Consider the following 23697-nt stretch of genomic DNA (forward strand, 5'->3'; position numbering starts at 1 on the left):
CAGTTACTCGCGGATGAGCTTGATCGCCAGTCCGCGGAAGAAGAACGACGCGAGAAAGAGCGGCAAGAACCGCTTTCCAGTGCACCGGAAAGCGACGGTTTCGCCGTCGGCGGCGTCGAATGTCTCCGTTCGGTTTGAGTTCCGGCCGTCGCGGAGGAGCACAGTGTGCCGACCCGGTTCGACGGGCGTCTCGATCGTTTTGTTCATTGCGACCGACCCGACCGGTTCACCGTCGACCTCGACCTCGATCGCCTCGTGCGTCAGCTTGAGTGTCGTGGACATCAGCGACCTCCTCGCTCCTGGGAGCGGTCTTCGGCGGCCGACGCCCGATCCGCGGTCCGAGACAACCCGTCCTCTGTGGACATCGACGGCGGGAAGAACGCGATCCTAGATGCGTGGCGAGCTGTTACGACGTCGACCGCATCGGTGACCTGGGGGCAGCGGCCAGGCGGCGGGGGCGAGATCGGAAATTCCCTGTCAGCCGTTGACCGGTGTACCGCCGGTGATGACGGCACACCCACGGTGGGATTCGGAGTGCCGGGATTCGGCGGAAGCGACAGTCTCAAGTGGACACTCGTGCCCGACACGGCCACGCCCGCCGGGGCGAGCACGGCGGCATCGGCCGGACTGTGCGCACCACACCCCGCCGCTGGGCCGTTCGGGCGCGGGATTGCGACAAACGTGAACCTACCTTCGTCGGTGTCGGACTTGCCCGATCCTGTTCGAGAATCACGAACCTGAGGTTGATCACGTTCCGTTTCAACGACGAGACGATCCGGACTGGAGGCTCATGGTCCCGACCCGGCCATCCGACGCCCCAGGGAGGAGATGCCTCCGCACCTAGCCGAGCTCGGCGCCGAATCCGGAGGCCACGATGCGGACTCCCATTCGGTGCACGTCCTGACTCTCCCGTTCCGCGCAGGAGGAAACACATGCGATCGACACGTTTCAGGCTGAGCGTTCTCGCCGTCGGCTCGTTCGGCACGCTGGCTCTCGCCATGGGCGCCGTGCCCGCCGCGTCCGCGGCGGTGACACCGGCCGCAGTCATGAACAGCCTCGGTTCCGCGACCGGCGGGCACTACCTCGACGACAGCGGCGCCTCGGTTGTCACGGTGCTGAACAACGCCGACGCCGCCAAGGTGCGCGCTTCCGGCCTGAACGCGAAGGTGGTGCGGTACAGCCTGGGCCAGCTCGGCACGGTGAAACAGCGCCTGGACGCCACCGGCGGCGTGCCCAGCGCGGGCTGGGGTCTCGACCTCGCCCGCAACCAGGTCGTCGTCGACGTTTACGACGCCACCCCGAAGGCGCAGCGGGCCACGCTGCTCGAGACCGCCCGCCAGTACGGCGACATGGTCCGCGTCGAACACCATCCCGGTGCCATGTCGTTGTTCATCAAGGGCGGCGACAAGATCAGCAACGGTCAGGCGTCCTGTTCCAACGGATTCAACGTGGAGAAGGACGGCAAGAAGCTGCTCCTCTCCGCCGGCCACTGCGAGAAACTCGGCGGCGGCGGCCCGTGGAACGACGGGAAGACCGTCGACGCGGTGTTCCCCGACGAAGACAACATGCTCGTGGAGAACGCTTCGGGCGAGGGGCCGAGCGAGATCAACGACGGCACCAAGATCACCGAGTTCGCCGACGCGACGGTGGGCGAGCAGATGAAGCGCGCCGGGATCACCTCCGGTGTGACGGAGGGCAAGGTCACCAAGGTCGACTACACCTTCGAAGCGGAGGGCTACACGGTCTACCACGAGTTCTGCACGACCGCCCACTCCGACCACGGCGACTCCGGCGGTCCGGCCTACGACGGGGGCAAGGGCCTCGGCACCCTCTCCGGCGGAGACACCCAGACCTCGTGCTTCTTCCCGACCACGCTGTCGGCCAAGAGGTACGGCGTGACGCTGCCCAAGTCCTGACCCGCGAGCGCCGTCGGGAGGCACCGGAGCCGGTCCTCCCGACGGTCGCGCGCATGCGTCGTAACAGTGTTGGCGCGGCTCAGAGGTGTGCCGCGAGATCCGTCCAACCCGGAGCACCAATCCGGACGAACATAGGCGTCGTATCCAACGGAGCCGCGTAGTCGCGCAGTGTCCGGCCGCCCAGCTCAACCCGCTTAGTGTGCGGGTCGAACCACAACCCCGACGGCAGCGCGATATCGCGTGAGGCACCCGCCTTGATCATCGGGGCCGCCAGCAGGGCGGGGCCGAGCAGCCACTCGTCGTCGACGGTGTCGAAACGGTGGTCGGCGGGGAAATCGAAGTACACCGGCCGCATGATCGGCGTGCCGTCCGCAACCGCCTGCTGTACCTGGGTTTTCAGGTAGCCAGCCAGCTTCGCGTGGGTGCGGACCGCGGCGGCGTACAGCTTCGCGGTGTCAGCCGGGTAGGCGACTGGCTTGCCTGTCGTGGTGTCGACCGTCGTCACCGGGGACGTCGAGGCGTACATGAGCGGCATCAGCGACGCTGCCTGCGCCCAGCGCACCAGTACCTCGCGCGACGGCGGCGGCATGCTGTTCGAGCCGCCGATCATGTCCGTCTCGACGAACGGGTATCCGTTGGCCGAGATCGCCGACGCGCGGCGCAGCGACGTGCGCAGGCCGTCCCAGGTGGTGTCCGCGTCGACTGCCCGGATCACGAAGCCGTAGCGCTGGTTGCCCCAGTGCGTGCGGATTCCCGCGCCCTGCTGGTCGAACGCGTCGGTCATGTCCGCGCCGAGCTTCTGGTAGTCCTGCGGGGTCAGCGTCCCAGTGGCGGCGCAGCGGTCGTCGAAGAAGCGGGTGTCGAACTTGAAGCCGTCGACGCCGTAGTCCGCCATCAGCTTCCGCAGGTTGCCGGTGTACCAGTCGCGGGCCTGCGGGTTGCCGAGGTCGATGATGCCCGCGGTGCCGTTCCACCAGGTCACCGTGCACGGCTGGGCCGGGTTTCCCTTGGCGCGCACCAGATAGCCGTGGTCGCGGGCGTAGGCGTAGTTCGCCGAGTCCAGGTTGATCCAGAAGGTGGTCCACAGGCCGAACTTCTGGCCCGTCGCGTGGACGTCGGCGGCCAGCTTCTTCGGGTCCGGGAAAGTCTTCGGGTCGAAGGTCAGGTTGCCGTAGTTGGATTCCCATTTGTCGTCGAGTTGCACGGTGTGCCCGGCGACGCCCGCCGCTTTCAGGTCCCGTGCCCACGAAAGCACTTTGTCCTGGTCGATGTCGCGGTAGTACTGCGCCCAGGAATTCCACAGCGGACTCGCGTATTCGCTGTCGGTCGCGTCGCTCTTGGCCGGCTTGCCGACCTCGCCGAGGTAGTCGTCGTACACCGCGCGGCGGCTCGATTCCACGAACACCGTGCTCGAGTATTCCGCGGAATTCGTGACGGCCAGGTCGGCGCGCCCGCCGGCCAGCGCGACCTTCATCGGCTGCGCGGTGCGGACGAAGAGCCCGACCGATTTCGAGGTGAAGAAGTAGGGCTCCTGCATCATGTAGCTGGCGGGGGAGAACTCCGGTTCGTCCACTGTGCCTGCCGAAAGCGGGTACGGCTGGGCTTTCCCTTCGCTGGTTTCGCCGCCGCCGTACCAATAGCCGGACGTCGTCAGGTCGAAATGCGTCGCCCGCTGCCCGGCGGCGAGCCCGTCGACCGTCCACTTCAGATCGAACCGGTCCGGGCGAGGGGTGATCCGCAGCGTCACCGGACGGCCCGCGGTGCTGTCGGCCCGGGCGACGACGGTCGTGCCCTCTCTGGAGATCGACCGCACGCGCGTGGCCACGCCGCCGTCGAAGGTGAACGCGTCGGACGCGGTGCGCAGCAACTGTTCGCCGCCGCGAGAAAGGCTGATGCCCAGGCGGGCGGTGTCGATGCGCAGGTGATAGCCGGGTGAGTCGGGACCGCGCGGCACCGAGATCGAGGAGGGCGGTTCCGCCGAGGCAGGGGCCGCGACGGAACCGGTGAGGATGAGCCCGGCCGCCGCGTACGCGAGTCGTCGAGGCACTGGAGCCTCCTATTCTGCGTGAATATGCTCAATGTGACGCTCGAACCTGCAGTAGTAAGCACAGCGCGCTGAGGCTTTGTCAAGGGCCGTCGTGGCCGGAGGGAACGGTGCGGCGCGTGGGCAGGCTTCGCGCAGCCAGGGCGTCCCGGCCGGGCGGGCTCGGTACGCGGGTGCGGAGATCCGTGAGGGGAACCCTGAGGGAATCAGAGTCCCTCAGGGTTCCCCTCACGGACTTCTGAGGGAGCGGAGCGGGGACGGCGTCCGGACCTCAGGCGATCTGCACGGGGATCCCGGCGGCTTTGAGGGCGGCGGTGACGTCAGGATCGGCGTCGGTGTCGGTCACGACCTCGTGGACGTCGGTGATGTCGCAGATGCGGGCGAAGGCGCGGCGGCCGAGTTTCGAGCTGTCCGCCACGGCCACCACCCGGGCGGCGTTCTGCACCATGAGCCGGTTGATGTCCGCCTCGCCCTCGTGGCAGGCGAACGCACCGGCGGCGGGGTGCAAGGCGTCCACGCCGAGGAACAACAGGTCGAGGCTGAGCTGGCCGAGCACCAGGGTGGCCAGCGGCCCGCTCAGTTCGAAGGACTGCGGGCGGGCGACCCCGCCGGTGACGACGATCTTCATGTTCGGCCGCACGGCCAGCTCGTGCGCGATGTTGAGCGCGTTGGTCACGATGGTGAGGCCGGGGGCGTCGGCCAGGTCCGCGCGCATGGCCAGCGCCCGGGCCACGCCCGCGGTCGTGGTGCCGCCGTTGAGGCCGACGACCATCCCGTTGGACACCAGTGCCGCCGCGGCGGCACTGATCCGCTGTTTTTCCGGGGCGTGGCGCGCGGTTTTGTAGCGCAGCGGCAGATCGTAGGCCAGGTCGTTCGCGACGGCGCCGCCGTGGGTGCGGGTGAGCAGCTGCTGTTCGGCGAGGTGGTCCAGATCGCGGCGGATCGTGGCGGCGGAGACGTTCAGTTCCGCGGCCACCTCTTCGACGTCGAGCTTCTCCCGCTTCGCCAAGAGGTCCAACAGTGTGCTCAACCGTTCATGCCGAGCCATCGGCTTGTGCTCCCTTCGCACCGGTCCCCGTGCCTGCTTGCCCGCCGCGGCGTCATTGTTCACCCCGACGGCCGATCGCGCTCATCCGGCCCCGCCGCCGGTTTTCATCCGGAAGTCGTATTCGGCGGGCAGCGGGCCGGGGGAGACCGCGTGCCACACATCGCTCAGCGACGTCTCTCCCTCGCGGATCCCGGGCACGGTGAACCCCCGGTCGTACACCTCGCGCGCCCCGTCGAGATCGCCGAGCGCGAGCGAGATCCGCGCCCGCAGCAACGCGAACCGGCCTTCGACCGGCCACGGTTCGAGCAATTCCCGTGCGGCGCCGGGGTCTCCGGCGGCGATCTGCGCGGCGATGGCCTCCAGCGCCAGCGGAGCCAGTTTCGGCAGCAGGTCCAGCGCCCGCCGGTAGTACTCCGCGGCGCGCACCGGATCGTCCTCGGCGACGGCGAGGTTGCGCCACGCCCAGCCGTTCGGCTCCGCCTCGATCGACTGGCGCCACGCGGCCGCCGCGCCGGCACGGTCGCCCGCCGCCCACCTCGCGATTCCCCGGTGGTAGCAGGTGAGCCAACCCCGGTCGGGCACGGCCTCCAGCAACTCGGCCCAATGCCGGTTGACGAGCGTGTCGGGAGGTTCGGCGGCGGGCTCGGCCCGGGGCGCCACGCCGTCGAGCAAGTCCCGCCACGGCTGCTGGGCGGCGCCGAGGCTGGTCTCGGGAAACGGCGTGCCGGGCAGTTCCGCCAGCATCCGGCCGGTTTCCAGCGCGCCCCAGCCGGATCCCTCCGCGAGGAGCTCCCCGGGCGGGGCGTCGGCGACTGCGCGCCATTCGCGCCACCGCCGCTCCAGTTCCCCGGCGGCGGGCAGCCCGGCGGCGACCGAGGCGAGCGCGGCGGGCCAGTCCGGCCCGTGCACGATCTCCGGGTCGGCCGCGACCGGACCGTAGCTTTCGAGCCAGTCCCACGAGGCGCCCGCGGGCAGCCGCAGGTGCTCAAGCTGTGTCCGGGCCAGCCCGGCCTGGATTTCGAGGTATCCCTCCGTCCCGGGCGCGAGCCATTCCTGCCACCGCCGTCCGCCCGCGGATTCGCCCCACACGAACAGCTTCCGCCCGCGCAGCCGCGCCGTGGACGCTTGGCCGAGCCCGTGCCCGTCCGCGTCCACGGCGGCGATCCACGGCGGGCCGTCGACCTCGAAGAAATAGTCGGCCGCCGCCGTCGCCCGAGCGGGATAGGTCAGCTCGCCAGTGACGTTGACGAGTTCCAGCCGTCCGGAATAGCCGTAGTGCCACGCCTTGCCCGCGGGGGCGAGCACACGGGTCCCGGCCGTCTGCGCCACCGCGGTGTTCGACCACCAGTACACCGGCACGTCACGCTCGTGCGGATTGCGGATCCGCACCCCGACGAACAGCCGCCGCGATCCTTCGGGCAGCCAGAAATCCAGCTGGTACGGCAGATCGCGGGTGCGTTCCCATTCCCACAGCCGCAGCACCGGCTCGCCGCCGGGCCCGGGCGCCTCGGCGGCGAACATCGGCGCGCAGGTCAGCGTGGTGTGCCCGGTGGTGCCGAGGTTCCATTCGACGCCGCCGGCGAACCACGCGTCGCGCAGCGCCAGGTTCGCCGGCTGGAACACCGGGTTGCGGAACACCAGGTCCCGGCCGGTTTCCTTGTCCAGCAGGGAATGCAGCCGCCCGCCGAGTCCGGGAAGGACAGTCGCGCGCAGCAGGTCGTTCTCCAGCACCAGCGCGGGCAGCCGCCGTTCGGTCCGGTCGCGGCCGTACCCGTCCTGCGTCCGGCACGGCAGCACCGTGTCCAGCCGGCCGTAGGACAGGTTCTCCGCCAGGTCCGCGGGAAGTTCGCCCGCGTTGGCGACCGACGCGGCCGGTTCGGTCCGGACCAGCGGCGGCAAGGGGTTCTCCGGGCCCAGCTCGGCCGCGGGAAGCACGAGTTCGACGCTCGTGATCGTGCTCATGCGTCCGGCAGCCGTTCGCCGGAGGCGGCGTCGAACAGGTGCGCCGCGCCGGTCCGCGGCGCCAGCGAGATCTCCTCGCCGCGTCGCCACGGCGCCATGCCCGGCGTCCGCACGGTCAGCACGCGGTCCCCGGTCCGGCAGTAGAGGTACTGGTCGCTGCCGAGTTCTTCGACGACTTCGACGACCGCGCGGTATCCGGCGCCGCCGATTTCCCAGCCCTCCGGCCGCACGCCGACGACGATCCCCTTCCCGGTCAGCGCGGACCGCTGCGCCGGGGTCAGCGGGAGCGTGCCGTCGCCCGCCGCCGCGCCGGAACCGTCCACTGTGGTCTCGATGAGATTCATCGCGGGGGACCCGATGAAGCCCGCGACGAACACGTTGCGCGGGCGTTCGAACAGCCCGACCGGGGAATCGCACTGCTGCAGCACGCCGTCGCGCAGCACGGCCACCCGGTCGCCCATCGTCATCGCCTCGATCTGGTCGTGCGTGACGTACAGCGTGGTGGTGCCGAGCCGCCGCTGCAGCGACGCGATCTGCGTGCGGGTCTGCACCCGCAGTTTGGCGTCCAGATTGGACAGCGGCTCGTCCATCAGGAACACGCTCGGCTCGCGCACGATCGCGCGGCCCATCGCCACCCGCTGCCGTTGCCCGCCCGACAGCTTCGCCGGTCGCCGGTCGAGGTATTCGGTCAGGTCCAGGGTGGCCGCGGCTTCGCGGACCCGGCGTTCCCGTTCGCCCTTCGGCATGCGCGCGAGCCTGAGGTGGAAGCCGATGTTCTCCGCGACGGTCATGTGCGGATAGAGCGCGTAGTTCTGGAACACCATCGCGATGTCCCGCTCTTTCGGCGGCAGCGCGGTGACGTCCTTCTCGCCGATGCGGATCGAGCCCTCGTCCACGCCCTCCAGCCCGGCGAGCATCCGCAGGGTGGTCGACTTGCCGCAGCCGGACGGGCCGACCAGCACCAGGAATTCGCCGTCGGCGACCTCCAGGTCGAGCCCGTCCACCGCGGGGCGCTCGACCCCGGCGTAGTAGCGGGTGGTGTCGGTGAAACTCACGGTGGCCATCAGAGTCCTACTTTCCGGCGCCGAGGGTCAGGCCGGTGATGATCCGGCGGGCGAGCACGACGTAGAGCAGCAGCATCGGGAGCACGACGATCGCCACCCCGGCGATCAGCCCGCCGTACTCGGACTGGTAGCTGGCCGCGCCGTAGAAGGTGAACAGCGCGCGCGACAGCGTGAAATGCGCCTGGTCCTTGAGGAACACGATCGCCAGCAGGGTTTCGTTCCACAGCCCGATCGCGTTGAGCGTCAGCGCGGTGATCACGCCGCCGCGGGCCAGCGGAAGGACGACCGAGACGAACACCCGCACCGGCGAGGCTCCGTCGAGCGCCGCGGCCTCTTCGATCTCGTCGGGCAGCGACCGGAAGAACCCGGTCAGCAGGAACACCGTGAACGGGATCGACAGTGCCACGTAGAGCACGAACAGCCCGTACTGGTTGTCCAGACGGATTTCGCTGAACGCGACGAACAGCGGGATGATCACGGTCTGGAACGGCACTCCCATGCCGATCGCGACGCCGTTGGTCAGCACGCCCGAACCGCGCACCCCGAGCCGGGTGAGCGCGTAAGCGCACGGCGCGGAGATCGCGACGGTGGCGATCGTCGCCAGGCCGACCAAGACCACGGTGGACAGCACGGCGTCGCCGAATCCGGCGTTGTTCCAGGCGTAGACGAAGTTCCGGAACGGCTTGCCGACGTGGAACCACTGATACGGCAGGGCGAACGGCTTGGTGAAGATCTCCACCGGGGTCTTGAACGACGCGGTGATCAGCCAGTACAGCACCAGCAGGTTGCCTGCGGTGAACAGCCACACGATCGCCGAGCCGAGCAGCCGCAGCGGGCTGAGCCTGCGGCTGCCGGGAGCCGGGCGGGGCCGGCGCGGCGGGGTGCGCCTGGGCTTGCCCGGTGCGCCGCCGCGCGGCGGCGTTTCCGTGACGGTCACGGGGTCTCCTTCAGAACTGGATGGCGTCACGGCGCATCAGCCGCCGCAGCAGCACGACGAGGATCGAGACGAGGGCGATCATCGCGACCGCGCAAGCGCAGGCCGCGCCGAAGTCCGGCGTGCCGTTCGAGCCGAAGGTCCGGTCGAACACGTAGATGCCGAGCGTCCACGCCCGGTTCGGCGGGGCGTAGGTGCCGGGCCCGGCGAGCACGAAGACGAGTTCGAAGATCTTGAGCGCGTTGATCGTCCACAGCACCCCGGCCACGCCCACCACGTCCCAGGTGAGCGGCAGCGTGACGGAGCGGAACTTCTGCCAGGGCGAGGCGCCGCCCAGGTCCGCGTCCTCGTAGAGCTGCGGCGGGATCTGGTCCACCGCGGCCATCAGGATGGTGATGTAGAAGCCGGAACTGGCCCAGATCAGCGACGCGGTCACCACCCCGGTCACGTTCTCCGGAGCGAGGAACTTCGCCGCGTCCGCGCCGAGGTGCTCGAGCACGTAGTTGGCGAGCCCCTGTTTGCCCGGCTGGTACTTGAACACGAAGCCGAGGAACATGCCGAGCGCGACCGGGGCGACGATGTTCGGGAAGAACAGGATCGCCCGCACGATCTTCCCGCCGCGCATGTCCCGCAGCACCATGGTGAACAGGAACGCGAGCAGGAAGGTGCCGACGCCGCCGAGGAACACGTAGATCAGCGTGTTGCCGAAGGCGTAACGGAACGAATCGCTCTGCCACATCCGCACGTAGTTCCCGACCCCCTGCGGCCGCGGCGTGTCGCCCGCGCCGGACCAGCTGGTGAAGCTGAGCACCACGGTCGCGATCGTCGGCAGCACCAGGAACGCCAGGTAGAGCGCCAGCGCCGGGGCGGCGAAGGGCCAGAACAGCTTGCGTTTGCGGCTCAGATGCGGCCCGAGCGCGGGCCGCCGCCCGGCTCGGGCCGCCCCGGTGATCGTCGCCATCAGTGCTGGCTCTTCCAGAAGGCGGCGGACTTCTGCGCGAGCTGCGCCACGAACGCCTCCGGAGTCAGCTGGCCCTTGAGCAGCGCGGTGTCCGCGGGGTCGAACACGTCGGTCTGCCATGTGCCGCCGGCGATCGCGTCGATGCCGTCGTACTGCAGCACATGCTCTTTCTTCTGGTCGTCCAGGACCGTCTTGACCGGCTTCAGGTCGTCCGGCACCGCGAGGTCGGGCCGGGGCACCAGGTTGTCGGCCACCGCGGGGATGCCGGCGAGGTTGCCCTTGTTGAGGAAGTAGGCGATGAACGCCTTGGCCGCGTCGGCGTTCTTGGCCTTCTTGGGCACGGCGAAGCCGATCGACATCTGCTCCACGGTGTCGTGCGTGGCTCCGGGCGGCATCGGGAACTGGAAGGAGCCGTAGTCGATCTTCGTGCCCGCGCCTTGCTTGTCCAGGTATTCGCGGGTTTCGCTGGGCGCCCAGCTGCCGACGTACAGGAAGCGCGCGTCGCCGTCCGCCCAGCGCTGCTGGATCTGCGGGAACTTGGCCGCGTCCCAGCCGTCGATGAAGTACTTCGAGATCCGCGCGGTCTGCGCGGCCGCCTCGCGGAATCCGGGAACGTCGGTCCACGCGCGCCCGGTCGGGTCCTGCGCCGCCTTCGCCAGCCCGCCCGCGCCGACGTAGCGTTCGGCCAGCTGGGTGAAGTAGTACATGTTGTAGAACGGGATGTCGCCGTCCTGGCTGACCGCCGCCTTGCCGTCCGCCTTCGCCTTGTCGAACAGACCGGCCAGCTCGTCCACGGTCTTCGGCTGGCCGAGCGCGCCGCCCTTGGCCTTGTCGTACCACCAGGCGCTGGACTGGATCTCGTACGGCACGAGGAAGCTGTGCCCCTCGCGGTCCTTGTTCTGCGGGAAGTCGTACGAGGTGGGGGAGAGGACGTCCTTGACCGTCTTGTCGCCCTCGCCGATCTTCATGCCGAAGACGTCGTCGAGGCCCTGCGTGCCGCCCGGCGTCATGATCGCCGCGCCGACCTTGCTGACGTCCTGGTCGAACAGATCGGGCACGGTGCCGGTGTTGAGCGCCGGGACCAGGTTCTGCGTGTAGGCCTTGCGGCCGAGCCACTGCACGTCGACCTTCACGCCGGTCTTGTCCTGGAAGCACTTCAGCGCTTTTTGCAGCACTTTGCCCTGCGGCTCGTCCGCGGTCCACATGGACCAGTAGACGACCTGCCCGCCGCCCGCCGGTTTCACCGCCGGTTCCGGACAGGGGGACGCAAGGAACTCGGCGGCGCCGGGGAGCGCGTTTTCCCCGGTGCCGCCGCCCGCCGCGTCCCCGCTGCCGCACCCGGCGAGGAGCAGCGTCGCCGCTAAGGTCGAGCCCACGAGCTTGTGAAACCGCATCAGCCACCACCTGATCGAGGTCGAAGACCACACACTGAGTGCGTGTTGCTGCGCATTTTTAGGGTTGATCAATCACTTGTCAACATTCCGCCCCAGGTTCGCCCCTGCATCGTGACTCGCGGAGACTCCCGCGATGACCTGCTCGAAGGGGGTCGAATGGCGGGTTGACAGCGCAAAATCAAGCATCAAGACTGTGTGAACTTGTTCGTTCTTGTCGATTGTTGACGTCGATCGCCTGCGAGGAACCGAGCCATGCCACGCTTCCGCACATCGTTCGCCGCCGGTGCGGCCCTGGCCCTGACCGCCGGGTCGTTCACCGGGCCCGCCGTCGCGCACGCCGGCCCCGGCTACTCCGTGTCGGTCGGGGCCGTCGCCGAGTACCCGTTCCCGACGGACACCCCGGCGGCTCCGTTCCTCGACCGGGACGGGACCTTCCATTTCCAGCAGTCCGCCGCCCTCTACGGCAAGGAGGGCCCGCGCGTCTGGGACTTCTACACCGGCACGGACTTCGACTCGGCGCACCGCGACGCGGGTCTGAGCGACGCGGTGAACCCGGCCGAACCGAGGGATCGCAACAACGACACGACATGGCGGTGCAACACCAGCCCGACCGGCCGCGAGGCGACCGACCCGCCCGCCGGGTCGAGCTACACCCAGAAGAACTTCTGCGATCTCGTCGGAACCTGGGTCGATCCGGACACCGGTGACTGGTACGGCCTGGTGCACAACGAATTCACTCCCGAACCGTTCGGCGCCTACTCGTTTTCGCACTACGACGCCATCGACTGGGCGGTGTCGACCGACCGGGGCCACACCTGGCGGATCGGCGGACACGCGATCACGTCGCCGTATTCGACGAAACGCGGCGACACGGCGGCGTTCCCGAACCAGACTTTCGACTACGGCGACGGTGATCCGCGGCTGTTCGCCGATCCTCAGTCGGGCTACTTCTACGTCTACTACGGCTCTCGCGTCGTGACGAAGGCCGGCGCGGGCGGCGGCGGGTTCAGCGGCCTCGCCCACGTGGCCCGCGCGCCGATGTCCGGGAAGATGGGCACCGGAACCTGGCAGAAGTGGTACGACGGCCGATGGTCGCAGCCGGGCGTCGGCGGCAAGGAAAGCAACCTCGTGCCCACCGGCGTCGACCCGCGCGGCTACACCCCGCCGGAGAAGGACTACGACCCGGCGCGCACCGGCACCGCCGCCCAGCAGGTGGCCGCCGGCACGCTGCCGCGCAAATCCGACCTGTTCGTCATGAACATCGCTTACGACGCGCACCTCGGGCTGTACATCGGCGAGCCGGAGGCGGTCGATTCAGCGGGCCCGCAGCGGTTCTACGCGACCGAGGACCTGGCGAACCCGAAGTGGCGGCTGATCGGCGACACCGGCTCCTACCGGGACCAGTCGTGGTACCGCTGGTTCGTCGACTCGGCCAGCCGGACCACCGGGACGATCGTGGGCAAGACCTTCCGGTCCTATTGCTCGATCTCGTGCGCGGACGGCCGCGACGGCGTCTACGCGGACGTGACCGTCACGTCCGCCGCACCGGCGCCGTCGTTGGTCGATCCGGGCCGCGTCTACCGGATCGGCTCCGGCCGCGTGCTCGCCGCGTCCGGCCGCAGCGGCACCACGTCGGTGCCCTCGTCGCTGGCGGGCAACCGGGCGGACTGGCGGTTCACCCCGGCCGGGGACGGCTCTTACCGCATCACCAACGCCGCGAGCGGCCTGGCATTGGGCGTTCCGGCAGTGCCCTCCGGTCGGGCCTGGGGGACCGCGCCGATCCTGAGCGACGGATCCGGCGTTGCCCAGCAATGGTTCCTGGTCCCGGCGGACGGCGGGACGCGGCTGGTCAACCGCTACAGCGGACTGGTGCTGGCGCTGTCGGCGGATCCGGGACGGCAGAGCGAGACCACGCCGGTGCGCTCCTGGACCGACCGGACGGGCAGCCTGGTCGGCGACGGCCGCACCGCGGGCGAGCAGATCCTGCGGCTCACCCCGCGCCGCTGACGCGCCCCCGCTTGACGTCCGTGAAGGGCTCCTTGAGGGATTCTGATTCCCTCAAGGAGCCCTTCACGGACAGCTGATCAGGCGATCGCGGCGGTGAAGACGTGCAGTGCCGAATTCGACGGCAGGGTGATCGCGACGACTCGCTTGCCCGGCGTCAGCGGGACGGAGTTCGCGAACACCCGGTAGGCGACAGTTGGGTAAGCCGGACCGGCCTTCGTGTTCTTGCCGGACACCGAGGCGACCGTAGTCGCGCCGTACTTCGCCGGATCGGAGCAGCACCAGTTCGGGAAGCCCAGGTCGGCTTGGCTCGTGCTGCCGTCGGCGTACCGGACGACGACCGTGCCATGCGCGGCTGACCCGGTCCCGGTGCCGCTCAGGACCAGCTTGGAACCGCTGCCCTGCACAGCGACAGTTTGGCCGCCCGCCACGACATTGTCCGGTTTCCCGGCACCGGCGTCGGGCCAGGTCGACTGGGCACCGTCAGCGGTGAACAACGCACCCGGTTTCAGGCCAGCTTCGGCCAGTCCCTCCGCACGGAAGCTGCTGCCGCCGCCGTCGAGATCTCCGTTCGCGACGTGTGCCGCATCAGTGACCCCGACATTTCCGTATGCCGCGGCCATCGTCGCGTACGGCACCGTGACCATCGCCGACCCCGCCGCTTCGCGAGTGCCCAGCCTGGCCTGGTATTTCGCCGTGGCAGTCAGCTCATAGTCCGCCGGGTGCAGCCCCGCGTCCGGCGTGAGCCGCACCGGGACCTGCACCGTCTGGCCCGGCCATACAAGCGTGGGGGCTTGCGAAATGTCCGCGTGGAAACCGTTGGCCCGCACCGACAATGCAACATCACGCACGGGCAGCGGAGTGCTGTTGGTGAAGCTGACGGTGGCCGACACGGCCTGGCCGGGAGCGGCCGTCGCGGGGGCGGAAAGCCGCACCGAGGCGTTGTCGTCAGCGGGGAAGAGCCCGCCGACCGCGCTCGCCCCGAGCAGCCGGATGTCCTGGGCGGCACCGGAATCGACCGAGCCGGTCTTCACCCGCACGACGCCTCGCGCGGCGGGGTCGTACCACCAGCCGGACGGGGCCTTGTCCAGCTCCGCCTTGCTGGCGTATTGCCGCAGGATGCCGTGGCCGCCCAGTACCGCCGCCGGCTTCGTTCCCGTGTGGACTGACAGCTGGTAGTTCCGCGTCGCCGGTTTCCCGGCGTAGGACCCGGCGCTCGCGCCGATCCCGACGGTCACCGTGCCCGGCCCGGACTGCGGCGCGTCCACGGTGAAGGTCTGCCGCGCCTGCTCGCCGCGCTGGTAGCCGCGCGTCACGCCGTCGTCCTCGGCGAGGGTGAAGCTGCCCTTGCCCTGCGGGTACACGTCGACGTCGAGCTGCCCCTTGGCGCGGGTCTGCCAGGACGTCGTGCCCTCCGCCCACATCGGCACCACAGCCCCGCCGCGGACGAACAGCGGCAGCTTGTCGAGCGGCGCGTCATAACCGTCCACTGTGGTCGGACCGGTGTAGGTCTTGCCGCTCCAGTAGTCCACCCAGGTTCCCTTGGGCAGATAGATGCCGTCGCGCACGGAGGAGCTGTCGTAGACCGGGGCGACCAGGAAGTCCGTGCCGGACAGGAATTCGTACTTGGCCTTGTCCGTCCACGCGTTCGGATCGCCGGGATACTCGAGCGCCAGCGGCCGGACCTGGCCGACGCCGGTCTGGTGCGCCTGCACCGAGTAGCTGTAGGTGTAGGGGAGCAGCCGTTCCTTGAGCAGCAGGTATTCGCGGTTGATCGAGGTGTAGGGCTCGCCCTGGCGCCAGGGCTGCTTGTCCGAGGAGGCCCAGCCGTCCATCGTCATCGCGACCGGGAGGAAAGACTTCCACTGCAGGTCGCGGACGTAGGTCTGCGGGGAGCCGCCGAAGATGCCGTCGATGTCGCCGGTGTTGTAGGCGATGCCGGACAGCGTCGAGCCCGCGTAGGTCGGGATCTGCCATTTGATGTAGTCGTAGGAGCCGGACTGGTCGCCGCTCCACAACACACCGCACCGCTGCGCGCCGGCCCAGCTCACCGGCTGCCACACGAAGCCGCGCGCGTCGCTGTTGTCCTCGATGCCCTTGTGCGCGGTGTCGCAGGCGTCGAGGGCGAACTGGTAGCCGGGGCCGACCCAGGCGACGTCCAGTTTGCGCACGCGGACGCCCGCCTTGACCTCCTCGGCCTGGTTGGGCACGCCGTTCTCGGTCCACAGGCCGAGCTGCATTTTGTTGTCCCGCAAGCCTTCGCCGGTTTGCTGCAGGTTCTCGTAACCGCAGCCGTAGCCGTCGTTGACCAGCATCCAGCCGTTGGGCATGCCGTGTTCGGGATAGTCTTCGGCGACCTTCACCGCGTCGAGGGTGTGCCGTTCGCCGCGGTTGGCGTTGTGCAGGTAGCAGTCGGAATCGCCGGTCTCCAGGCCGTAAATGGGCGGGAGGAAGGGTTTGCCGACCAGGTCGGTGTAGCCGGAGATGACGTCCTTGAGCCCGTCGCCGACGACGTAGGTGGCGTCGAAGCGGCGTTCGTCGTGGGTCGTGCGGACCGGATCGGCGAACGAATAGCTGCCGGGCGCGAAGGTGTTGCGCAGCACGCCGTATCCGGCCGTCGAGGCGTAGAACGGCTGCGAGTTGGGTGCGCCGCCGTCGTTCCAGTTGTCGTCGGCGAAAATCTTGATGGTCTGGTCGCGATGACTGAAGCGGCCGTTCTGCTCCCCGCCGCCGACGTACTGTTCGGCGCCGCCGCGGGCGAGCGTCTGCGTGGTGGTGTCGCCGGTCCAGGACAGCGGGGCGGATTCGGCCCAGAGTTGCTTGCGGTCCGCGCCGTCGTAGAGGGCGAACTTCAACGGGTGCTTGTAGGCGCGGAGAGTGGCCTTTCCGGTGCCGATAGCCCAGTAGGAGCCTCGGTCGACGCGCTTCGGCACCACGGGAGCTTTGCCGTTCGGCAACACGATCTTGCTGCCCGCCGGATCGGTGAAGGCACCGTCCGGCGCGAGCCAGACCCGGACCGCGCCCTCGGCCGGGAAGCTGACCCGGACGGCCGCGGCGCCCGCGGTCAGGGTGGTCACCGGGCCGTCGGCGGAGAGGCCGGTCAGGTCGCCGAGCTGCCCGGCGGGCGCAGCGGCGGCGTGGGCGGTGGCAGGGGTCGCGACGGCCAGCAGGACCAGCACTGCGGCCAGGGATCGGAGAGGATGCATAAATCTGCTCATTGCATACCTTTCTTGCGCATTAAAATGCACATGCGCTTCTGTATAGCGCACTCGGGCAGCGAAGTCACCGGCTGAACCGGTGGAGCAGACTTCCGTCGGTGTCGGGAGTCCGGAGCTTGAGCCGGATTCCGGGTGCCGCCGGAGACGCAGGCCTCCGGTGCCGAAGGCCTGTGGGCGTGCCGTGCTGGATTTGTTGGACGGCGGGGGATCCGTGCGGTGTCGTCTTGCCGTCGCTCAGTCCCGAACGTCCCGCTTTATCCGGTCAGCAGCCGCGCCGCCACTGCTGCCTCGAGTTGCTCGTCCAGGAACCGCCGTGCCGCGCCGAGCCGTTCGTCGTCGGACAGCCCCGAGGACCCGTGCGGCACCAGGGGCATCGTGACCGCCTCCCGCGGCCGGGTGGCGAGCAATGCCGAGAACTTCGACCATTCGGCGTCGGAGAACTGAGACCCCGGCTCGGCATACACCGTGGGATGGCCGTCGCTGGTGATCGTGACCGTCGACCTGGTTTCGGCTTCGCACGGCGCCGCGCCGAACGGAACCGCCAGCGGCCGAGCGGAAGCACGGCGCGCACCGGGATGTCCAGCGCGGCAAGGACATGGGCGACGTTCACGCTTTTGCCGCCAGCTCCCCGCTGGACGTCGAGCACCCGGCTCGTGCCGCCGGGCGGGACCCGGAAGGTGATGTCGACGACGGGTTGGGCGTGGCGAAGACGATCATCGCAACGCCAGCAGCGTCGCACCCACCACGGCGGCCCGGTCCCCGTGGTGCGCCTGGACGATCGCGGGCGCCCGCAGCGCCCCGAGCCGATGCGCGACCTCGCGGGCGAGCGGGTCGAGCAGCAGGGCTCCGGCTTCGGCGAGGCCGCCGCCGACGACCACAGTGGAACACCCGGCCACAGCGGTGGCCCACGCGATCGGCTCCGCGAGCGCGCGGACGCACTCGTCCCACGCCTCGACCGCCGCGGGATCTCCGTCGCGGACCCGCGCGGCGACGGTGGCCGCGTCCGGGGCCCCGGCGCGGCGCGCGAGCCCGGAGGCCGACGCGACCTCTTCGACTCGGCGGCCGTCGGGCAGCCGAAGCTGGCCGACCTCGCCCGCCCACGGGCCCGCGTCGAGCACCTCGCCGCGCACCACGAGCGCGGTCGCGAACCCGGTCCCGACCGGCGCGAACAGCACCGGCCCCGGTGCTCCGGCCGCCGCGCCGGTGCGGGCCTCGGCGAGCGCGCCGGCCCGGACGTCCTGCCCGAAAGCGAGCGGGACGTCGAGGCGCGCGGCGACGAGGTCGCGGACGGGTACGTCTTCCCAACCGAGGTTGACCGCCTGGACGCACCGCCCGGCGCGCTCGTCCACAATCCCTGGGACGACCAGCCCCGCCGCGTCGACCGGATGACGCGCGACGGCCCGGGCCACCAGGTCAGCGAGCGCGGCGGGATCGCCGAACGGAGTCGGTTCGCGCCATTCGGCGAGAACGGAACGTCCGTCGGTCACGCGCATCTTGACGGTCGTGCCGCCGACGTCGATGCCGAGGACGGCCATCAGACGAGGATGACCGAACGGGTCAGGGACCGGGGGCGATCGGGATCGAGCCCGCGCCGCCGCGCGAGCGCGACCGCGAACCGCTGCGCCACGACCAGCCCGGCGAGCGGGTCGAGGTCGTGGTGCACGAACCGGGCGCCGGTGCGGGCGATCTCGGCGGCCAGTCCGTCCGGGGTCTCGCCGAACGACCACACGAGCCGGCCGGGCTGCGCGATGGCGATCGGGCCGTGCCGATAGTCCATCGCGGGGTACGCCTCGGCCCAGAACTGCGCCGCTTCCCGGGTTTTCAGGGCGGCCTCGCAACTGATGCCGACCGCGGCCCCGCGCCCTACGAAGGTGACCTGCTCGGCGTCGAGCAGGTCCTCGACCGGTTCCAGCAGCGCGCGCTCGGCCTGTCGCGCCAGCTCGGCGATGTCGTCGCCGAGGCCTGCGCGCAGCAGAGCGAGCGTGCTCGTGGCGAACCGGGTCTGCACCACCGAGCACTCGTCGGCGAACGGCAGCGCGACGACCTCGGCCGCGGCGGCGGCCGCAGGTCCGTCGCCCACCGCAGTGATCAGCGTGGTGGGCTGCCCGGCGAGCGCGGACAGGAGCTCGATGATTTCGGTGGTGGTGCCGGACCGGGAGATCGCGACGACGCGGTCGTACTCGCGGCCGGCCGGATACTCGGATGCGGCGAACGCGTCAGTGACTCCGAGGCCCCGCTGCTCCCGCGCGGCGGCGTAGCTCATCGCGACGAACCAGCTGGTGCCGCACCCGACCACGGCCACCCGCTCGCCCGGCCACGGCAACGCGTCGGCAGCCGCCGCGGCAACGTCCGCCGCGGCGAGCCACATCTGCGGCTGGGACGCCAGTTCGGCGGACACGAAGGACCCGGACCCCGGCGTGGCGAGCGCACTGGACGCGGCGGACTCGGGGGAGGACGGCTCTGTCATGAAGGCCCTTCGATCCGTGAGCGGGGGCCTCAGTGTAGACGATCGTTTGTGACTGAAGTAGCCGATTTACGTCATCTTCGAGCATCTCGTGCGTCTGTTGTACTCGGCGGGGCGCACCTCGTGGTGATCTGCCCGGCCGCAAATCCGGGAAATCGCTGACGCCACGCTGTCTCCGGACGGTGCCCTCGTGATCGCGTCGGAAAAGGACCATCGGGACGCAGCCATCGCGGATCTCCGCCGCGAGAACGAGCGGCAGATCCGGACCGAGCTGGGAGATCTCGAAGCCCGGCCGAGCAGCTCGTCGTCCTAATAGGACGAGGTCGCGCGGCCGCGGGTTTGAACGGTCGGCATCGCCTCGAACGGCGGGGGAGTCCGGCCGGACGCCAATCGGTGCGCGGCGGCGCACGCTCGACCGGCTTTCGCGGCTACAAATACCACTGCACGTAGCCACGTTTGAGCGACGAATGAACACTGGTGCAGTACGCGTAGCTCCAGTTTCCGCTCTCTCCGCCTTCGTAGGGACCTCCCACCGCCGTCCCGTTCTTGCACAAGGCCACCGCTTGATAGGCGGCCCTGCCGCCGCCCGTGCAAGACGCGCCGAAAGTGTTGCTGTCGTGCCAAGTCCGGCAGTGCCCGATGGCTGGCGCCGCGTCAGCCGACTGCGGCACTCCCGTCAAGCCGAGGACTCCCGTGCCAAGCACGGACAGCATTGCCGCACCGGCGGCGCCCGACCTCCGCCGGAATCCTCGATCACGGCCGCGACGAAGCACGGCTACCACCACCCGCCGCAGCCGCCGAAGCTGCTGCACGCTCGCAGATAGAAGTGCTTGACGTGCGAGTAGCTGCCATGCGACCCACTCGCGTTGCTGGTACTGCCGTCTTTGTACAACTGCACATAGGTGTAGGACGTGGTGACGCCGATCGACCAGGATCCCTTGTAGTAGCCGCCGCCGGTCGCGTACCAGGTCTTGCAAACGTGCGAATTGCCGCTGTGCCCGTCGTACAGGGTGGTGCACCCGCTCGCTGCCTCCGCCGGTGCTGTGCACAGCGTGAAAGCCGTCGCCGCGGCGACGGCCGCCAACACGCCGCTGAGCACCCGCTGTCTCTTTCTTCGGTGAAGGGCTGTCGTCATGGTGAATCCCCTTTCGTCGATCAGCAGTTGTTCCGGAGGAACCACACGGCATGCCAGTCGGCGTGCGGTTCGGCGGAGTAGGCGGGCGAGCCATTCGGGAGGTCGTGGAAAAGCCGCAGCCCGAGACGGACAGCTCCCGGCCGCGGTAGTCGCTGTCCTCCCAGATGCAGAACGAGCCGTGCGGGCAATCGCTCCCAGCGGCACACCGGCTTTTCCTCGCATCGAAACCCCCTTCTCCGGTGGAAGTGCTCAGGGGGTGGTACGCGACGCTGGAGCCCCTGATAGGAAGTCAATGCTCGCGCACGGGAAGGCGGGCCGCGATGGTTTAAGCCAGAACTCAATACATGAGCGGCGGAATACGCGCGATCCCGATGATCTTCCGAGTGCGCAGGGCGGGGTCAGCAGCTGTTCTGCCGGAAAAGTATGAGCAATATGTTCTTCGCATCTGTCCGCGCTCGGCTCGGGAAAGCGCGGGATCCGCCGCGTCCCGGTTTCCCGCACGCGACCGGCCGGAAGTCGTGGCGACGCGGTCGGCTATTCCAGCGGTCGCCCGGTGTGCTGGGGCGTCGACAGCAAACCGGCCATTGCCGGGTCGGGCGGACCACCCGGCCGCCAAGCCCGTCACCGATTCAGTTGGCTAGCCACAGCCGGACCTGCCAGAGCAGGACGGTCAGGGCGTCGCCGCTCTGCTCACCCCTGGTCCCGGCCGGGCAGGGAATCGCAGTACTGCCGCAGGTGCTGCGCCTCGGTCCGGCTGTACAGCGGGAACGTGAAGCGCGAGCCGTCCGGCCAGGTCAGGGTGTGCGCGCGGAACTTGATCTCCGGAGTCTGCGGCGTGCGTGCCTGCCAGACGATCCGCGGCGGGGGCGCGCCGGCGGGGTCGGCGATCGTCGATCCGGTGTCCACCACCGCGACGCACGACGGCGAGAACACCAGCCACGGGCCGCCCAGCTTGCGCAGGCGGTCGACCAGGTCGAGTGCCATCGCGTTCGCCGGGCCCTGCACGTCAGCCGCCCGCTTGCCCTTGGCCCCGCCGCCGCTGCCGTCGCTGTTCATCACGGCGAACACGAGAAAGGCCGCCCTGCCGGCGCCGCGCAGAATATTCCAGAAGAACCGCCGGACGACCCCCTGCCCCTCGACGGTGCCGTCCCGGCGTCTGCCGGGCACGTCGAAGCGCAGCTTGTCGTCGCTCAGCCGCAGCGCGACGACCGGCTCGCGCCACTGGCCCCGCATCATCTCCTCGACTCGCTCCCGAAACCCGGGGCGGACCATGAGCTGCTCGGTTTTGCGGTCGAGACCGTCTTGATGCTCGAGGATCTTCCGCGCCGCCTGCCGTCTGCCCTCGGTGGGCGCCGACTGGGCGATCTCCTCTGGGGTACCGGCTAGATGTCGAGGTTCCCGCGGGTTTCCTCCGGGCTCTTGTCCCCACCGATCTTGCTCTTGTCGAACCACGGTTCGTCTCCTTCGGGGGTGACGGCGTCCTTGCCCTCGGCGTACCCGGACTTCCCGACCGCGATGCCCGCCTTGACGCCCGCTCCGGCGATGAACGGCTTGGCGCCGACCGAGGTGCCGAACGCCGTGGTGAGCACCCGGTTGCTCGGCTGGAAGCCCTGCGCGGCGGCGCCGAGCCCGAACTTGGTCTCGCCCGGCATGACCCCGACGCGCAGTTTCCGGGTGAAGACCTCGATCTTGCCCGAGAACTTGACCAGGAACTGCATGAACGTCTCGAGCAGCTTGCCGAACTTGCCGAGGTAACGGGTGACCTTCGCCAGCACGCTGGCGGCCTTGGCGATGGAGGCCGTCATCGCGGCGGCGACCGAGCCGCCGAAGCTGATCACCGAGGCGGCGAGCGCGGGCAGCCAGAGGGTGATCAGCCAGGAGACCAGCTCGGTGATGATCGCCTTGATCACCTCTTCGATGACCACCATGACCATCGACCACATCTGCAGGACCTCGGCGACCGAACCGGCGGCCGAGCCGACCCCGCGGATGCCCGAGGAGAAGTCGCCGAGCGCTTCCTTCGCCGCGTTGCCGGCGTCGTCCACCCACTCGGCCAGCGCCGTGTCGCCGGTCCGCTCGAAGTCGTCGGCGAGCGCGACGAAGCCCTGCGCGATCGAGGAGAAGTTCTCCGACGCGTGCCCGATCGCCGGGCCGTCCCCGGTGACCTGGTGCAACGCGTCCTGGAGCGGCTGGACCAGTTCGAGCAGCATGTTCAGCCCGTGGCCGACCAGCCAGCCGATCGGGTCCATCGCGAAGGTGACCATGTCGCCGGCGGCCGCGCCGACGAACTTCGCCCCGTCGCCGACCAGCGCGGCGCCCGCCGAGGCCAGCTCGCCGGGGTTGTCCGCCTGGACTGCCTGCTGGGCGTGCCCGGCGATCGACTTGCCCGCCTTGTAGACCGTCCCGGCCACCGGCACGTACCCCGCCGCGCGATCGAGGTTCGCGCCCGTGCTCTCGTCGTACGCCTTGACGTTCAGCGTGTCCGCGATGCTCTTCTTCTCTTCCGCCATCAGGCCTGCTTCCCCCCGTCGATTTCGGCCTCGTACCGGCCGAACGTGACCTTCCCGGCGTCCTCGGCCCCCCGGTACATCTCGGCGGCCTTGTTCAGCTTCGTGATGAAACCGTCCACGCCGTCCTGCATCTCGCCCAGCAGCGAGCGCAGTTCGTGCAGGCGGTCGGTGTAGCCCTGCTTGGCGAAGGCCCCGACGACGCCCCACGCCTGGTCGGACACGTCGGCGGCGTCGATCTTGCCGCCGAACTTGTCCCCCTCTTGCTCGTAGTACGGGAGCTGCCGGACGTACCCGGCGATCGCGTCGACGTTCGTCTGGATGTTTCCCATCGAGAAAGCCCCTCAGTCGCGGCGGAGAATGGAGTTGTCGTCGAAATAGTCGTCGTCGTCCCGCGGTCCGGGGCGGCGCCTCGGCGCCGCTTGGCGCGGAGTCTGCTGCGCCGCCTGGTGCTCCGACGCGGGCTCTTCCGCCTCGGTTCCCCAAGCTTCCGCCTGCGCCTGCCGGACCTGTTCGGAGGTGTTGACGCCGAACGCGTCGCCGAAGGCGTCGTCCACGATCCCGGCCTGCTGCCGGACGGCTCCGGCGACAGCCTCGCGCAGGGTGTTCATGATCAGGACGGACAATTGCGCGGTGTCGAGGCGCGCGGCGCCGGCGGCGAGCCGGATGTCGGTCACTGTTCCGCTGGCGCCCGCGACCACCGTGACCGCGCCGTCCGGCGAGGTCACGGCGTTCTCGACCTGCGCGATCCGCTCCTGCATGTCGCCGACCCCGGCGAAATTCGCCTCGGCCTGCCGCACCTTGGTCTGGAAATTCTCGAACTGGGCGATCAGCTCGTCGATGTGGGCGGACATCCCATCTCCCTTGTGCGGTTCGTCGGCGTACGTCCGAATTGTGCCAGATGCGCGTGCGAGCCGAGCGGGCATCGAGAAGATCGCGCAGCATCACCGAGCCGTTTCCGTGCGTGCGCGACGTCGCTCCCGACCCATTGTGCCGCACGGCAGGCGATGCGGTCCCGCCGTTCGATGATCCTTTGCCGCACAAGA

The 23697-nt window shown here is 69.6% G+C and carries 20 protein-coding genes and 1 pseudogene; 3 read left to right on the forward strand and 18 right to left on the reverse strand.

Features of this window, described 5'->3' with window-relative positions; genetic code table 11:
• Positions 1 to 3: 3 nt before the first annotated feature.
• Positions 4 to 282, reverse strand: a complete 279-nt coding sequence (locus ACFORO_RS19580) for a hypothetical protein (RefSeq protein ID WP_377870766.1) — start codon at positions 280 to 282, stop codon at positions 4 to 6.
• Between the two features lie 650 nt (positions 283 to 932).
• Between ACFORO_RS19580 and ACFORO_RS19585 the strand changes: the two genes are divergently transcribed.
• A complete protein-coding gene (locus ACFORO_RS19585) occupies positions 933 to 1916 on the forward strand; it encodes a S1 family peptidase (protein ID WP_377870765.1) in 984 nt (327 codons plus the stop codon).
• A gap of 79 nt (positions 1917 to 1995) precedes the next feature.
• Here ACFORO_RS19585 and ACFORO_RS19590 read toward each other — a convergent pair whose 3' ends face one another.
• The 7 genes from ACFORO_RS19590 to ACFORO_RS19620 all read right to left on the reverse strand — a co-directional run bounded on the left by ACFORO_RS19590 (position 1996) and on the right by ACFORO_RS19620 (position 11323).
• On the reverse strand, positions 1996 to 3963 hold the full coding sequence (locus ACFORO_RS19590; RefSeq protein ID WP_377870763.1) for a TIM-barrel domain-containing protein: 1968 nt from the start codon (positions 3961 to 3963) through the stop codon (positions 1996 to 1998).
• Between the two features lie 268 nt (positions 3964 to 4231).
• On the reverse strand, positions 4232 to 5008 hold the full coding sequence (locus ACFORO_RS19595) for a DeoR/GlpR family DNA-binding transcription regulator (RefSeq protein ID WP_354742267.1): 777 nt from the start codon (positions 5006 to 5008) through the stop codon (positions 4232 to 4234).
• 81 nt (positions 5009 to 5089) lie between these two features.
• Positions 5090 to 6970, reverse strand: a complete 1881-nt coding sequence (locus tag ACFORO_RS19600) for a DUF5107 domain-containing protein (RefSeq protein WP_377870762.1) — start codon at positions 6968 to 6970, stop codon at positions 5090 to 5092.
• Positions 6967 to 8034 (reverse strand): ABC transporter ATP-binding protein, encoded by a 1068-nt coding sequence (locus ACFORO_RS19605; RefSeq protein ID WP_377870761.1) that lies wholly within the window; start codon positions 8032 to 8034, stop codon positions 6967 to 6969. Before ACFORO_RS19605 ends, ACFORO_RS19600 begins: the two co-directional genes overlap by 4 nt.
• Before the next feature lie 7 nt (positions 8035 to 8041).
• Positions 8042 to 8971 (reverse strand): carbohydrate ABC transporter permease, encoded by a 930-nt coding sequence (locus ACFORO_RS19610; RefSeq protein ID WP_377870760.1) that lies wholly within the window; start codon positions 8969 to 8971, stop codon positions 8042 to 8044.
• 10 nt (positions 8972 to 8981) lie between these two features.
• On the reverse strand, positions 8982 to 9929 hold the full coding sequence (locus tag ACFORO_RS19615) for a carbohydrate ABC transporter permease (protein ID WP_377870759.1): 948 nt from the start codon (positions 9927 to 9929) through the stop codon (positions 8982 to 8984).
• Positions 9929 to 11323, reverse strand: coding sequence for an ABC transporter substrate-binding protein (locus tag ACFORO_RS19620; RefSeq protein ID WP_377870758.1), 1395 nt, complete (start codon positions 11321 to 11323; stop codon positions 9929 to 9931). Before ACFORO_RS19620 ends, ACFORO_RS19615 begins: the two co-directional genes overlap by 1 nt.
• 252 nt (positions 11324 to 11575) lie before the next feature.
• Here ACFORO_RS19620 and ACFORO_RS19625 point away from each other — a divergent pair, with 252 nt between their 5' ends.
• Positions 11576 to 13330 carry an RICIN domain-containing protein gene (locus tag ACFORO_RS19625; protein WP_377870756.1) on the forward strand — a complete coding sequence of 585 codons (1755 nt, stop codon included), beginning with the start codon at positions 11576 to 11578 and terminating at the stop codon, positions 13328 to 13330.
• 77 nt (positions 13331 to 13407) lie between these two features.
• Here ACFORO_RS19625 and ACFORO_RS19630 read toward each other — a convergent pair whose 3' ends face one another.
• From ACFORO_RS19630 to ACFORO_RS19645, 4 genes are all read right to left on the reverse strand, one after another.
• The gene (locus tag ACFORO_RS19630; RefSeq protein WP_377870755.1) at positions 13408 to 16533 is read right to left on the reverse strand and encodes a TIM-barrel domain-containing protein; all 3126 of its coding nucleotides are present in this window, start codon (positions 16531 to 16533) and stop codon (positions 13408 to 13410) included.
• A 266-nt stretch (positions 16534 to 16799) separates the two neighbouring features.
• Positions 16800 to 17009: a hypothetical protein gene (locus ACFORO_RS19635; protein WP_377870754.1), complete on the reverse strand. Its 210-nt coding sequence runs from the start codon at positions 17007 to 17009 to the stop codon at positions 16800 to 16802.
• A gap of 249 nt (positions 17010 to 17258) precedes the next feature.
• Positions 17259 to 18080 (reverse strand): ROK family protein, encoded by an 822-nt coding sequence (locus ACFORO_RS19640; protein ID WP_377896603.1) that lies wholly within the window; start codon positions 18078 to 18080, stop codon positions 17259 to 17261.
• Positions 18080 to 18913 carry an SIS domain-containing protein gene (locus tag ACFORO_RS19645; RefSeq protein WP_377871769.1) on the reverse strand — a complete coding sequence of 278 codons (834 nt, stop codon included), beginning with the start codon at positions 18911 to 18913 and terminating at the stop codon, positions 18080 to 18082. The genes ACFORO_RS19640 and ACFORO_RS19645 overlap by 1 nt, the downstream gene beginning before the upstream one ends.
• Before the next feature lie 286 nt (positions 18914 to 19199).
• Here ACFORO_RS19645 and ACFORO_RS19650 point away from each other — a divergent pair, with 286 nt between their 5' ends.
• Complete coding sequence (locus tag ACFORO_RS19650) at positions 19200 to 19322, forward strand: hypothetical protein (protein WP_377871765.1); 123 nt, start codon at positions 19200 to 19202, stop codon at positions 19320 to 19322.
• A gap of 462 nt (positions 19323 to 19784) precedes the next feature.
• Here ACFORO_RS19650 and ACFORO_RS19655 read toward each other — a convergent pair whose 3' ends face one another.
• The 6 genes and pseudogenes from ACFORO_RS19655 to ACFORO_RS19680 form a co-directional block, all read right to left on the reverse strand.
• Positions 19785 to 20108 carry a hypothetical protein gene (locus tag ACFORO_RS19655; protein ID WP_377871764.1) on the reverse strand — a complete coding sequence of 108 codons (324 nt, stop codon included), beginning with the start codon at positions 20106 to 20108 and terminating at the stop codon, positions 19785 to 19787.
• A gap of 169 nt (positions 20109 to 20277) precedes the next feature.
• Positions 20278 to 20427: pseudogene (locus tag ACFORO_RS19660) on the reverse strand (peptidase inhibitor family I36 protein); the annotation flags it as partial.
• A 407-nt stretch (positions 20428 to 20834) separates the two neighbouring features.
• Positions 20835 to 21596 (reverse strand): hypothetical protein, encoded by a 762-nt coding sequence (locus ACFORO_RS19665; protein WP_377896604.1) that lies wholly within the window; start codon positions 21594 to 21596, stop codon positions 20835 to 20837.
• Positions 21527 to 22654: a hypothetical protein gene (locus ACFORO_RS19670; protein ID WP_377871761.1), complete on the reverse strand. Its 1128-nt coding sequence runs from the start codon at positions 22652 to 22654 to the stop codon at positions 21527 to 21529. The genes ACFORO_RS19665 and ACFORO_RS19670 overlap by 70 nt, the downstream gene beginning before the upstream one ends.
• Positions 22654 to 22983: a hypothetical protein gene (locus ACFORO_RS19675; protein WP_377871759.1), complete on the reverse strand. Its 330-nt coding sequence runs from the start codon at positions 22981 to 22983 to the stop codon at positions 22654 to 22656. Before ACFORO_RS19675 ends, ACFORO_RS19670 begins: the two co-directional genes overlap by 1 nt.
• 12 nt (positions 22984 to 22995) lie before the next feature.
• Entirely contained in the window at positions 22996 to 23505 is a 510-nt protein-coding gene (locus ACFORO_RS19680; RefSeq protein WP_377871758.1) for a YbaB/EbfC family nucleoid-associated protein, read from the reverse strand.
• Between the last annotated feature and the right edge of the window lie 192 nt (positions 23506 to 23697).

The sequence above is a fragment of the Amycolatopsis halotolerans genome (assembly GCF_042647905.1).
In the GTDB taxonomy this organism is placed as follows: Bacteria; Actinomycetota; Actinomycetes; order Mycobacteriales; family Pseudonocardiaceae; genus Amycolatopsis; species Amycolatopsis halotolerans.

Coding starts and splice junctions, on each gene's coding strand:
- ACFORO_RS19580 (WP_377870766.1), bottom strand. CDS start 282: ATGTCCACGACACTCAAGCTGACGCACGAGGCGATCGAGGTCGAGGTC.
- ACFORO_RS19585 (WP_377870765.1), top strand. CDS start 933: ATGCGATCGACACGTTTCAGGCTGAGCGTTCTCGCCGTCGGCTCGTTC.
- ACFORO_RS19595 (WP_354742267.1), bottom strand. CDS start 5,008: ATGGCTCGGCATGAACGGTTGAGCACACTGTTGGACCTCTTGGCGAAG.
- ACFORO_RS19600 (WP_377870762.1), bottom strand. CDS start 6,970: ATGAGCACGATCACGAGCGTCGAACTCGTGCTTCCCGCGGCCGAGCTG.
- ACFORO_RS19605 (WP_377870761.1), bottom strand. CDS start 8,034: ATGGCCACCGTGAGTTTCACCGACACCACCCGCTACTACGCCGGGGTC.
- ACFORO_RS19615 (WP_377870759.1), bottom strand. CDS start 9,929: ATGGCGACGATCACCGGGGCGGCCCGAGCCGGGCGGCGGCCCGCGCTC.
- ACFORO_RS19620 (WP_377870758.1), bottom strand. CDS start 11,323: ATGCGGTTTCACAAGCTCGTGGGCTCGACCTTAGCGGCGACGCTGCTC.
- ACFORO_RS19625 (WP_377870756.1), top strand. CDS start 11,576: ATGCCACGCTTCCGCACATCGTTCGCCGCCGGTGCGGCCCTGGCCCTG.
- ACFORO_RS19630 (WP_377870755.1), bottom strand. CDS start 16,533: ATGCATCCTCTCCGATCCCTGGCCGCAGTGCTGGTCCTGCTGGCCGTC.
- ACFORO_RS19640 (WP_377896603.1), bottom strand. CDS start 18,080: ATGGCCGTCCTCGGCATCGACGTCGGCGGCACGACCGTCAAGATGCGC.
- ACFORO_RS19645 (WP_377871769.1), bottom strand. CDS start 18,913: ATGTGGCTCGCCGCGGCGGACGTTGCCGCGGCGGCTGCCGACGCGTTG.
- ACFORO_RS19670 (WP_377871761.1), bottom strand. CDS start 22,654: ATGGCGGAAGAGAAGAAGAGCATCGCGGACACGCTGAACGTCAAGGCG.
- ACFORO_RS19675 (WP_377871759.1), bottom strand. CDS start 22,983: ATGGGAAACATCCAGACGAACGTCGACGCGATCGCCGGGTACGTCCGG.
- ACFORO_RS19680 (WP_377871758.1), bottom strand. CDS start 23,505: ATGTCCGCCCACATCGACGAGCTGATCGCCCAGTTCGAGAATTTCCAG.